The sequence below is a fragment of the Candidatus Dependentiae bacterium genome, assembly GCA_040878395.1.
GTDB lineage: Bacteria > Babelota > Babeliae > Babelales > Vermiphilaceae > JAKBEL01.
This window is the reverse complement of sequence record JBBDMI010000006.1, coordinates 121806-133822: the sequence shown is the minus strand read 5'-3', so window position 1 is coordinate 133822 and position 12017 is coordinate 121806. Positions and strand designations below refer to the sequence as shown.

Annotated in this window: 14 protein-coding genes; 10 read left to right on the top strand and 4 right to left on the bottom strand. The window is 36.2% G+C overall.

What is annotated here, in order from left to right; translation table 11 throughout:
• Positions 1 to 90 precede the first annotated feature (90 nt).
• Entirely contained in the window at positions 91 to 390 is a 300-nt protein-coding gene (locus WD055_02805) for a hypothetical protein (protein MEX0849135.1), read from the bottom strand.
• Between the two features lie 138 nt (positions 391 to 528).
• On the opposite strand from WD055_02805, the gene WD055_02800 reads away from it, so the two are divergent.
• Positions 529 to 4062, top strand: coding sequence for a glycosyl hydrolase (locus WD055_02800; GenBank protein ID MEX0849134.1), 3534 nt, complete (start codon positions 529 to 531; stop codon positions 4060 to 4062).
• A gap of 26 nt (positions 4063 to 4088) precedes the next feature.
• Positions 4089 to 5114 (top strand): Lpg1974 family pore-forming outer membrane protein, encoded by a 1026-nt coding sequence (locus WD055_02795; GenBank protein ID MEX0849133.1) that lies wholly within the window; start codon positions 4089 to 4091, stop codon positions 5112 to 5114.
• A 7-nt stretch (positions 5115 to 5121) separates the two neighbouring features.
• On the opposite strand, the gene WD055_02790 is transcribed toward WD055_02795, so the two are convergent.
• Together WD055_02790 and WD055_02785 are read right to left on the bottom strand one after the other, a co-directional pair.
• Positions 5122 to 5472, bottom strand: coding sequence for a hypothetical protein (locus tag WD055_02790; GenBank protein ID MEX0849132.1), 351 nt, complete (start codon positions 5470 to 5472; stop codon positions 5122 to 5124).
• Between the two features lie 27 nt (positions 5473 to 5499).
• Complete coding sequence (locus WD055_02785; GenBank protein ID MEX0849131.1) at positions 5500 to 6810, bottom strand: WD40 repeat domain-containing protein; 1311 nt, start codon at positions 6808 to 6810, stop codon at positions 5500 to 5502.
• Between the two features lie 157 nt (positions 6811 to 6967).
• Between WD055_02785 and WD055_02780 the strand changes: the two genes are divergently transcribed.
• The 5 genes from WD055_02780 (at position 6968) to WD055_02760 (ending at position 8905) form a co-directional block, all read left to right on the top strand.
• Positions 6968 to 7255, top strand: a complete 288-nt coding sequence (locus WD055_02780; GenBank protein ID MEX0849130.1) for a hypothetical protein — start codon at positions 6968 to 6970, stop codon at positions 7253 to 7255.
• Positions 7240 to 7434 carry a hypothetical protein gene (locus tag WD055_02775; GenBank protein ID MEX0849129.1) on the top strand — a complete coding sequence of 65 codons (195 nt, stop codon included), beginning with the start codon at positions 7240 to 7242 and terminating at the stop codon, positions 7432 to 7434. The genes WD055_02780 and WD055_02775 overlap by 16 nt, the downstream gene beginning before the upstream one ends.
• An 820-nt stretch (positions 7435 to 8254) precedes the next feature.
• Positions 8255 to 8461, top strand: a complete 207-nt coding sequence (locus tag WD055_02770; GenBank protein MEX0849128.1) for a hypothetical protein — start codon at positions 8255 to 8257, stop codon at positions 8459 to 8461.
• Entirely contained in the window at positions 8448 to 8732 is a 285-nt protein-coding gene (locus tag WD055_02765) for a type II toxin-antitoxin system RelE/ParE family toxin (protein ID MEX0849127.1), read from the top strand. The genes WD055_02770 and WD055_02765 overlap by 14 nt, the downstream gene beginning before the upstream one ends.
• Positions 8733 to 8734: 2 nt before the next feature.
• Entirely contained in the window at positions 8735 to 8905 is a 171-nt protein-coding gene (locus WD055_02760) for a hypothetical protein (protein MEX0849126.1), read from the top strand.
• Here the strand turns inward: WD055_02760 and ligD are convergent.
• Positions 8900 to 9835 (bottom strand): non-homologous end-joining DNA ligase, encoded by a 936-nt coding sequence (gene ligD, locus WD055_02755; protein ID MEX0849125.1) that lies wholly within the window; start codon positions 9833 to 9835, stop codon positions 8900 to 8902. The genes WD055_02760 and ligD overlap by 6 nt on opposite strands.
• Positions 9836 to 9973: 138 nt before the next feature.
• Here ligD and WD055_02750 point away from each other — a divergent pair, with 138 nt between their 5' ends.
• From WD055_02750 to WD055_02740, 3 genes are all read left to right on the top strand, one after another.
• Positions 9974 to 10531, top strand: a complete 558-nt coding sequence (locus tag WD055_02750; protein ID MEX0849124.1) for a hypothetical protein — start codon at positions 9974 to 9976, stop codon at positions 10529 to 10531.
• Between the two features lie 36 nt (positions 10532 to 10567).
• Positions 10568 to 10924: an ankyrin repeat domain-containing protein gene (locus WD055_02745; protein ID MEX0849123.1), complete on the top strand. Its 357-nt coding sequence runs from the start codon at positions 10568 to 10570 to the stop codon at positions 10922 to 10924.
• 367 nt (positions 10925 to 11291) lie between these two features.
• Positions 11292 to 12017, top strand: a complete 726-nt coding sequence (locus tag WD055_02740) for an ankyrin repeat domain-containing protein (GenBank protein MEX0849122.1) — start codon at positions 11292 to 11294, stop codon at positions 12015 to 12017.

The window sequence follows — 12017 nt, the reverse complement described above, 5'->3', positions numbered from 1 at the left end:
ATCGATTTATTTTTTTGTGCTTGGATTTTTACGAATTGTTTGAACATACTTGATGCCAAAATGGTGAATTGCATTGTTTGCAAGTGAAATTTAATGTTTATTTTGTAGTTGATCGGGAGGAAGGAGCATATGTTCAAGTGCAGCAATGCGTGATTTTAATTGTAGGTTTTCTTTTTTTTGAGTATTCAGTAATTGTAGAAGTTCAGCAATAAATTGTCCAAAATCCATTTTCTTGTTTTCTAATCGGATAAGCAATTGTCCAAGTAGCATAGAGCTACCATGGTCATCAATGTAAAAAGTGGTATTTTTTAACCATTGCAAAGGAATATTTTCGATTATGGTTGTATGGGCTGCTAAACTGAAAAGTGCGCAGATCATTATTTTTTTCATTTATTTAATCCTTCCATTTGTCCAATGTTATCATATATATAATAATATCGTCTATAATTTTTTTTTATTTTCAATTGGACCGTTCTATTTTTTTGTGCTAATGAAAAGCTTATGAAGCATATTGAAAAAGGAGAAAAAATGCAGAAAAAAATAGCCGTAATGCTATGGTTATCGATTCTACCGGTGGTTGCACTCGCCGTTCCGATTAAATCAGGCCAGGCTTACTTTCAGAATGAAAATATTGATGCGGTAACAGGAAAAACAGATGACACTTATTATCCTCCACTTGCAGCACCGAATAAAGTAAGTGTTACAACAAAGGTGCAAAATCCTGATGCGCCAACAGCTCCATATCGTTTGCATTCTTGGCTTGGAGGAGCTGTTTTATGGGCAACCGGTCAGAAAGAGACAAATGTAAATGATGGTTATTTTGTTGCGCGCAATGTACCAAAAACAAATGTTTGGCCGGCAGAGTTGTTTCAGCAAGCGCCGGTGATTGCAAATCCATTAATTATGCAATATTTAGAATCGCCAAATCAGGCTGGTTCAGATCCAACTTCACGCGGTATAAATGTATGTTTCCCTTATCCTTATTATATGCCTGATGCTGCTTATGGCCCTGAGTGTCAAGCTGCCAATGACCAATGGAAAACAGCGCCATTATTATTGCAAACTGATTCACAAAAAAATCTTTTACTCTTTCCTGCCGATACTGCACCGGTTGATGGACAAGCATCAGGTTCTATTTGGGCTCCCAATAATATTTTGGTAGATCGTATGGGCGACTGGGATGTTGATCTTATTTTTCAGAATCCTGAAAAACCGTATATTAAAACAGATTTTTCAGAAAAAAATGGAAAAGGTGAATATATAAAAATGACCGTTGCACAAGGGTCGCCATATCTGTTTGTTGAATGTTGTGGTTTTGAATTTTTAGGTATTTCTAATCGTATTGTTGGCGACGGTTCTACTGATTTAGTAGCGCCTGCAACTGCAGCAATAGCAGTACCCGGTGTGGATAAAGTGAGTTATGCTACTTTTGGTGGTAATCAAAATAATCCTGCAATTTTTGCAGAAGGTAGTACGCTTAATCCGCCGGGCAAACAGGATAATTTTACCACTTGGGCGATATATTTTAAAAATGATATTGGTATAACTTTTGTGCCGGGGACAGTAACGACACAACCACAAAACAGTTATTTAAAGTTTCCAAATAAAACTGAAAAATTTTATTGTGTGTTGGTTGGTGTTCCAACTATTTTTGCCTATCCAACTGCAGGCAAAACGTATGCACAGGCTATTGCTGAAACAGGTAATGATGTTGATGCATATGTGCAAGATTTAGGAAAATATGCATTTAACTTTTTAACCGATACGGCAATTAATTATAGCGTAACGGATAATACATTTTGTCAAACAACATTCAAAACAACGTTAGAAAATCCCTATGATGATGCAACAATGGTTGAAGCAAAAAGTACCGTTATGTGTTTGCAGCCACATCAATATCAAGATCAAACATTTGCACCGGGATTGAGACCGGCAGTATTGGATTTAGACGGTTCGACAGAATTTATGCCGGCAGGCACTGCAGATCTGTTTTATTGGTCAGTCCGTGGAAATTTAAAAGCTATTTTAGGTGATAGTTTTAAAACTAACTATATTTTTTCAAATTTCTTGCCTGGAATGCCCACACCATTTTGGACCGATCCGGTCAGTACAAAAGCAGGACCATTCACTATCGGTCAATTGTTATTTGATAATATTGATAATGAATATATTAATAATTTAGCCTCAAAAGCATTTGCTCCATGGAACGCCGGCTATTATGTCAATGATAAAGGGATTTATGATGTTGGCAAAAGCATTTCAAATGCTGCAAAGCAGCTTAGTTTGTTAGCGATTTTTGTTCAAGGAATGCAAGATAGTGCTGATGCACAAGCGCCGTTTCATGACTTTTTTTACAAAACGTTAATTGAAGAACAATATAATAATGTTATTGCATTGCCTGATCGGCCCGGTGCGTTTAATGCGCCTGAAAGTAAGCCACGTTTGCAAGCGATACAAGATGGTTTAATGTCCTCAGTGGTTGGAACAACAAAGCCAATGTTGGCAGGTGTTCAAGGGGCTTTTTCACATTATTTTCAAAAAAATCCGGTTGTTACAAAAGGTAAAGCGCCACAAGCATTTTATAATTTAAGTCATTATGCATATTATGATCCAATTGCACACATGGTGATGTTGTATCCATCGGCAGGACAAGCACAAGCTCCAACACCAAATCCAACTCCTTGGCCGAGTCGTAAACAAACATTGCCGATTCATAATATTTTTGGTGAAGTTGGCGGTCAAGAAAAAATGCTTGGTCAATCAATTGGTATTGTGTGGGAATCGTTTGGTGTAGCAAATGCATTTAATGATCATCACTATCAGTTTGGTTATTGGATTGCAGCAGCGGCTCTTGCAGGTTTATATGACGGAGCTTGGAAAACAAATCCGGATGATGGCAACGGTTGGGCGAAAGCTGCAAAATTTGGTCAAGCGATTGATCAATTGGTGCAGGATATTTGTTATAATGAAAAAAATAATGGTACCGATTTGAATTTTTTCAAAAATCCAAGCATGAGTTTTGCAAAACTGAATTTCTTTGATCAATGGGCCGGTCATGGTTGGGCTGATGGTATTCAAGCAACCATTGCCGGTGGCAATTCAGGGCATAATGAAAATTCAATTGGAGAAGCTTTGCAAGCGTATGCTTCAATCATTTTATGGGGTATGACAACCGGGCGCCGTGATATTGTTGATTTGGGAATTTATCTATATGCAACAAACTCTTATGCGATGGATAGTTATTTCTTTGACAAAAATTTAAATCTTAAAAAAGGGCAAGCGCCAACCGTTTCGTTTGTGCCTGTGACAACTAAAACCGGTGATGCAACCTATGCAGCAGGAACTGCATTTATTGATACCACTATTCACAGTACAGCAGCAGGTGAACCGACAAGTAGTGGAACGCCAAAAATTGCACAAGCGGTGATTAATTATAGTTCTGATTTTGGACAAACGCCTGAAAATGTAAAAGTGATTAATGCATTTCCATGTTCAGCGTGGACGTTAGTTTATGGAAGAAACAAAGAATATCTGCATGCGTGGAATGCATCAATGGATACAACTGCTTTTGTCGATACTATTCCTGCCGGCATCACCACGACTAATGCTTGTTGGCAGATCAATTTCGATTCCAATATGAATATGCTCAGAATGTTGGGTGACAACAGTATCGCATTTGGACAAACTGATTTAAGTGCTACTGCACCAACACCATATCAATTTATGCTTGATGTTTTCACTATGTTCGGCCCGACACCTCCGTGGGGTTCGCAAGGTGGTGCGTTTGCTGATCCGGCACAATCGATTAACGAAGTGTTGCATTTTATGCATATTATTGATCATTTTGGCACACCAGATTGGACGGTGTATGGTCATGCAACACCAAACACAGATGCATTAGTGTATACTGCCGCATTTACAAAAGGAGGAACTACAACCTTCTTCGCCTTTAATCCAAATTTAGAAGATGTTACAGTGCAGTTTGCAGATATTGCAACTAAAGCAATGATTACAATGTTTGATGTAAAAGCGAAGCGTTGGGCAAGTAAAGTAGTGATGTAATTTTAAAAATATGAGGGATAAAGAATATGAAACACGCAAAAATAGCTTTGTTAATGCTTACTTATTTAAGTGCAACTGCATGTGATATGCAAAAGGGATGTGATACTCAACAAGAGTCATGCCATTCTTTTTATGGATTTGTAGATGGACTGTACTGGCGCGCATATGAAGATGGACTTGATTATGCGATTACAAATAATAATGGTGCAGTACATATCAATACCTGTGGTCAAGTTGAGCGTGCAAAATTTGATCGTAATGGAGGATTTCGTATAGGTGAAAGTTATTATAATGAACATCGTGATATGGGTTTAACTGCATATTGGACTCGCTTTGGCACGAAAGGTAACGATTGTCTTTCAGAAACATTTCCGGTGGTTCTTTTTCCTGTGTGGACAAATCCCGGCTCAACAATAACAACAGCACAAAATGCCAACGCATGTGTCCGTCTTGATCTTAATATGCTTGATGCACATTTGCATGCATGGTTTTCACCAACTTGTTCAGTTGATATTATGCCATTATTAGGTGTTGCTTATGCACGGATTAATCAAACATTTAATATTAATTCAAATGGTGGACAAAGCCAGGGGCCGGTTGCCATTGTATTGGATGATGATATTGATATGTGTAATGATTTTTGGGGTGTTGGTCCCAAAGTTGGGATTCGTTCACGTTGGGCATTAGGGTGTGATTTTTTTATATCAGGAAATTTTGATGTAGCATTGCTTTATGGCAGATATAAGATTAAACAGCATGAAGAGATTGCATTTTCTGACGAAGTTGCACCAACTACTTTTTTAGATATTGCGTGTAATCGTTTTGCAATGTGTCGTCCACGTCTTGATTTAATGCTTGGTTTAGGTTGGCAAACAACGCTGTGTGATGATTCTTACCATTTTGATATTCAAGCAGGTTGGGAACAACTTTATTTCTTTGGCCAGAATCAATTGATGCGTTTTTTTGATGATGTAAATGCCGGTGCCAATATGAGTGTGAATGGCGATTTGGCATTGCAAGGTTTAACCGTACGTGTCGGCTTTGGATTTTAAGGTGTTTTTATTGCATTGTAAGCAATTGTAGTATTGCAAGAGCACATTCCTGACCGGATCTGTATTGCTCTTGTAATGCAACAGCACCGAGATATTCTTTAGCTTTTAATGCATAAAATTGTTGTGTGACTTTTGATTGAGAAGCCGCAGTTTTTTGGGCATACATGATGCCAAGCGTTAATTGTGCGCGAATACTTGCAGTTGTATAGATTTGTTGATGTGCAACAGAGGTTAAATATGGCTTTATACTATTGCATGTTGGGTTGTTTATGTATTGTTCGTTCATTAATGCAAATGCAGAAACTGCCTTGCTTTGTTTGTCTTGTATTGCATGGGCTGCATTGTATTTTTTTTCCATTTCTTATAACCTTCATTTTTTGATTATTTAATCGATTTTTAATCTTTGAGTTTCGAGATTTTCTGTATCAGTTGCATGTTCTATTTTTCTTTTATTCGTTTGTTGTGGAACAAGATTGAGTGCAAAATTTTGTATGTGCATACGTGCTAATTCGATATTGTTTTGTTCGATGAGTATTTCAAAGCGATTTGTAGCGCAAACTGATTGCCTAAGTGCTTCAATATTTATTTTTAAATCATTTAAAAGTTTCGTTTGTTCTTCTTTTGGCAATTGATGAAAAATATCATTTTTATTTTGTTCAAGAGCTTTAATAAGTTCGATATATACAAGCGGCTTTCTTGCTACTTTTGTTTTTCTGATTGTTCGTTGCAGGAGATAATGCTGCCAGTTAGGGCAATGCCATAGGGCGATCTTGCCATTGGTCATGCCAACGGCAAGATAGTTATAGTTTGGGCAAAAGGTATGCGCAGAAGGACGATCTATATGAGATAGATCATAGGAAGTATCTGCGCAAACAGTTATTTGATTATTATATGCATTAATGTATGCAAATGGTTTTTTATCATCAAAAGATGATGTAGGTTCTTTTGGAATAAAAAAATGTTCAGGTATTTCTTGTTGGAATATATCTTTTAATTTCCATGCAATGTTATATTGAGGGACGCTGTATAAGGTTCCTTTAATAAGTTGATCATCTTTGCAAAATTCAATTTTTTCAATAGAGGTAGGGCTGCGTTCCGTATGTGTGAAAAGTTCAGGAGTTTCGATGATATTTGTTTGTTGATTGTATGAGTCTAATACCATAAGTTTTCTTTTATATAATAATGCTGCTAAATAGCGCCCATCATCTGAGAGGGCTAAGCTGCGTGCGGCCATGGGCAGATGTATAGTTTTGAATGAGCCATCATCTATTTTTATTATATATAGCTTTTTGTCTAAACTACTTGCGAGCAATGTTGATCCGGTTTTATTAAAAAGAAGATATTTAATATATTTTTTAGTTGGTGATATTACTTCTTTTAAGTATGGCTGTTCTTGCCAACTAAGAGATCGGCGAATTTCATTATTTAATGCTTCGATGAGGTCTAAGGGTAGTTGACTCAAGGTCTTATGTATGTGTGTTGAAATTGAAGAATAGCTTTGACCGTTAACATCTCTTGTGGCAACAGTGAAATCTTTAACTAATTGCTTAATTACTATATCAACCAGTGGTCTTGGACTATTGAAAGAAGTTGCTTCATGTGATGATGTTGCTGCAGGTTTTACTGCAGTAAAGCTTAGTGTAACTATACTGATAAAAAGCATGCTTTTTAGGTGTTTTTTGATATTTATATACATAGATCATAACCTCATTTTTTATCTTTTTGATATATTTTCAAATATACATATTTATCAGTAATTGTCAAGGTGATGATTTTTAATCGATCAAGGTTGATTACAGGGTATATCGTGATATATTTGATTCATGTCTCATAAAAAAGGAAATAAAGGTATTATGAAGCTATTTCAAAAATTATTGATATTGACTGCCATTGGCCTTTTTAAAGTGCAAGCGGTTACCATTGTGTATAACTTGCGCATTGCCGAAACCACAAGATTGCAAAAAATTGAACAAGGTTTAACACGGGGAAATCTTGCCGGTTCTGCAATGGTTAATCAATATCGGCGACTATATAATGATCTGTTTCAAAGAACTACCGCTGGAATTGGGAACTATGTACGTACTTTTGGTAGATCGTATGTTAGGGTATTGGAGCTGTCGGCCATGTGGCTGATACTTTAAATCAAAATCAGTTTGAGCGAACACAAACTGATGATATTTTGTTTTATGCCGGTAGAGGGTTCAAGTTGAATGAGAAATCACGAGGAACTATTTCAGGTATTTTAGGCGTACCGACGCATAAAGATGATTCTTTAGAAGGTATTCAATTTGGTACAGGTCATTATGCTATTGGCGTGTAAGGTGATGCATCATATATTTATGCACCTGAATCGAAGCGAAGATTATTTGGTGCCTTGCGGTTCATTCATTTTTTTCCAAGAAACGTGCAGGCGAAATTGCCAAATTTGAAAGGGAAATTCAATATTGATTGAGGGAATCTTTGTGATCTGTTTCTAGCACATCAAAGCAGCTGGAACAAACATCATTTAACCATTGGGTATAATGCTACCATTGGTTTTAATGCAGAAATTAAACCTCCTTTGCCTAATCTATCTTCTTCGGCTACATTGATACGTAATAGTATTTTTGCATCATATTTATATCGATTCTTTATTAATGAGTTGCCAAGCGCTCTTCTTTTAGGATTGTCTTATAGCCATGATTCAAAGCCAAAAACAATAGGTGCAAAAATATACTGTTAGTATGTGGGCCGGGGGCGGTATTAATTTTTAGATTTTTCTTGTGGCTTTAAATTTCACTTTTAAATATTACGAGGAAAAATTATGTTTTCGGTATTATTTATGTTTTTGCGCTTGTAGGCTGTTATTCACTTAATGCTTATGCATATAAAAAGTATTTTTTGGCGCATCAAAAAGGTTGATTTAGAAATATTATGTCTTAAGTTTGGTGTTCGACTTTTCTGAGATGACATTCAGATTACTTTGGTTGAAAATCAAAGAAGGATTTGCATGTTTTTGGTTAAAAATCAAGGTAAAACGGGTAGTTTTATGGACATAATTTTTTGAGATTGGATGATATATTTAATATAATTGTATTTGGTATATTTAGGCCTTTATAATGGTATTATGTTGTTGAGCTTTTACAAGTTATAGGTGTGTGATGAAATTAAAGATAAAGCCAGGTTTTTTTTATGACGAAGAAGGTAACAAAATAGGGGTTTTGTTAAAGCTTGAAGAGTTTGGCGAGATTATGGATGAGCTGGAAGATCTGCATGATGTTTGTATGGTCTATGAGCGTACTGCTCAAGAAACTAAAACGATTCCATACGATGAAGTGATGAAAGAAGTTCTAGATGCTAAAAAGTAGTTTTGTTGGCTATAAAATTGAGTTTGCTGTGCAGGCAAAAAAAGATCTCAAAAAGATTGATAAACCACAGCTTAAAAAAATTAATCAAAAATTGGAAGGGCTTGTCTCATCAGATTTTAATCAAGATATAAAGAAGCTAGAAGGCACAACAGAGTCAATCTATCGGATGAGAGTTGGTGACTATCGTGTCGTTTTTCAGGTAAAGCATAATGTTATTACTATTTTGGTTATAGGTATTGCTCATAGAAAGCAAGTTTATAGAAGGTATTAAGCATGAAAAGAAAGAAAAAGTATCCCGAAATAAAGCCGCAATTCCTTAAAAATGCACAAGGTAAGACAGAATCTGTATATTTAGATCTTGAAACCTATGAATCGATATTTGATGAAATCGAAGATCTGAAAAAAAAAATTGCTGATTATAAAGCAAAGCGAACAAAGTCATAACTGATCTAATGTGCAAGCTTTTGGTTTTTTATCATCACGATAATGCACATAAGACGTATGGCGTAACGTGCCGGTTTTGCTCATTTCAAGATATTTAATTTCAACAACAATGTTCGGTTTGATTAAAATTAAATTGCTGATTTTGGCAATATTTTTTGCAGCAGGTTTTGCCGTTTCATATTTGAGCAGTTTCGGATAGAGTTCATCGATTTTGTCTTGAGAGAATCCGGTGCCAACTCTGCCGACATAGTGCAGTTTACCTTTTTCATCATATAGTCCTAAGGCGAGAGAAGAGATCAATTTTTTTTCTTGTGTAAATCCAAGGACTACGCATTCAACTGTTTTGTTGAATTTTACTTTTTGCCATGCACGGGTTCGTTTGCCCGGTTCATATATGCCTTGAGGATCTTTTGCAATTACTCCTTCAAGTTTATGTTGTTTCATTTCTTGAAACAGTTTTTTGCCGTTATGGGTCCAAGGTAGCAGCTCAAGATGATTGCCTTGTTTTATAGTTTTATATAATATGTCATGCCGTTCAATGAACGGTTTTTTTAGTAGTGATTTGCCATCCTTTGTTAATATATCAAAAACAGCATATGTTGCAGGATGAGCTTCGGATCGTTCATCAATTAATGCTTGTTGTGTTAGTTGACTGCGTCCTTGCATGAGATTGAAATCAGGAAGTCCTTTTTTGTTGTATACAATAATTTCACCATCCAAAATACATGACTTTGCGTCAATTAGATTTCGAAAATCGAACTCAGGAAATTGTTGAGTGATATCAATGCCGCGACGGCTGTAGAACTTCATACTTTTTGGTGTAACTTCACATAATGCACGATAGCCATCAAGTTTTGGTTCAAAAATAAGTTCGTTATCTTCAAGAAGCTCCTCTTTGCCGATTTTAGCTAACATTGGTTTGTGCTTCATTTTTTTCCAAATTATTTTATATAGCTTTTTTGTTTATATCCCAATAGATAACATAATTAGATGCAAAAAAGAATGATTTGATATAACCTGTGTTATGACTTTAACTTACTTGTTCATTTATACGCGGAAGGTCTTTTCATGAAACATCATTTTTTAATAGTATTATGTTTTAGTTTTCTAGCATATGCTGCAGATAATTCAATAGTTCCGTCTCCATCAAATTCCCGTTATTCACGAATCCAGAGAATTGAGCAAAATACGCGCGTATTTGCTGCCGGTGCTACGCGTGGTGCTTATGAAGCAGTCGTTGGTACCGCATTAGTAACTGTGCCTGCATTACATTATGCTGGGCATTTTGGTTTGCATATGGGGGTGGCTGCAGGGTCATTTCTTTCGACACCTCATGCTGTTAAGTTAACAAAGTTATGGAGTTTGTATAATGATTTGCAGGCGCAACCGGATCAACAGGATTGGATTGATTTCGCAACGCGCGAAGATGCAGAGCTTGCAGCTGCTTTGCCGAATCGTGTATATGAAATCGGTTTTATAACCGGTTCGTTGGCCACGGTGATTGCGTCATATAAATTGTTGCAGATGATTCCTGAAGATCAACGAGAAAGATGGTTAATTGGCGGGATAACTCTTGGTGCTGCTGCATGGTTAACAAAGGATTTTGGTCGCAACATGCGTTTGTAGTGTTATATGATATAAAAAAATAGAGATTGTTTTGTTATCAACGATAATGCAAATTCAACAGATTCTTTTGGAGCTACGCCATTGATAATATCTGCTTGCAATCGACGTTCTCCCAAAGCATTGTCGGTAATGGATTTGTTACTAAAGCATAAAGCCAAGGTGAACAAGAGAAATTGCTTTGGATGGACAGCATTGCATTATGCAGCTCGAACCGGCAGGAAAGAAATGGTGCAAAGATTATTAGAAGCCGGCGCTCGTTCAACAATTAAAAATTGGAAACGTAAAACTGCTGTGGATATTGCACGCGAAAAAGGACGTCATGAAATTGCGCAGCTTATAGAAAATGGTTTGCCACAGGTTGAGGATACCGGTTTAACTAAATCAGCCCGATAATAAATTGGTGTACTTATGTTAATCGTTTATTTAAAGATGGTATTGACTCAGTTCAAAGTGCTGGAATAAGCAAAGCTGCAGGTTAAGATAAAAACAAAATAAAATTAATACGGAAGACTCTTGGGGCATCCTCACACGTATTTCCTCCTGTAATATCATTGACTCCCTCTCTTATAGCTATTTTATGACATTTAATGAAGTTTGTATCATTTGTCTGTAAAAGCCTTGCTATGCCATTTATTTAATTGCTATTATAAAATTAAAGCAGATAGGTCAGATGAGCTGAATATTGGTATAGTTAAGTGTGATATAGGGTAGAAACACCCTTTAAAAAAGGAATCTTTTGCAGATTCAAGGAGTAAAATGTATGAAGAAAATGATATTACTTTCATTATTAATTGCTTCAAGTGGGCAACTGTTTAGTGCGGATTTTAACAAACCTGATTTGCTCCTTAGCGAGCGTTTATTGGCCGGTGTAGAACGGCAACCGGATAGAGAACTTTTTGCAAGCATTGGAAACGAAGGAAAGTTTGGAGATTATGATCGGGTAAAGAAATTATTAAGTTCATCTAAAGGATTGCTTAAAGGGAAGAAACGCAAAGAAGATATGCCAAATGTTGATGCACAAAATGCGTATGGCTGGACTCCATTGATGTATGCAGTTATTGATCCTTATAAGGTTAAATTAGTGAATTTGTTAATTGAAAAAAAAGCTGATGTTAATCTTGTTGATGAGTATGGAAGGACAGCATTGATGCATGCTGTGCAAGATGGAAAAACACTGGAAAATGTCAAAGCTTTAATTGCAGCCGGTGCTGATGTTAATGTGCAGGACGTAGATGGTAATACAGCATTGATGTATGCAGCAAAGATGTATGGTCAAGATGCATTAGCTAAAGTTAATTTATTACTTGAAGCTGGTGCTGAAGTAAATATGCAGAATAATGAGGGAGAGACAGCATATTTAAATGCAATTGACATTCATGTCAAAAAGGCGTTGATTGATGCAGGTGCTGATTCTAAAATTGAACCTGATTATTTGTTAAAAGATACTGGAGCAATGACCAAAGCTGTACGTCCAGATAAAAAGTAA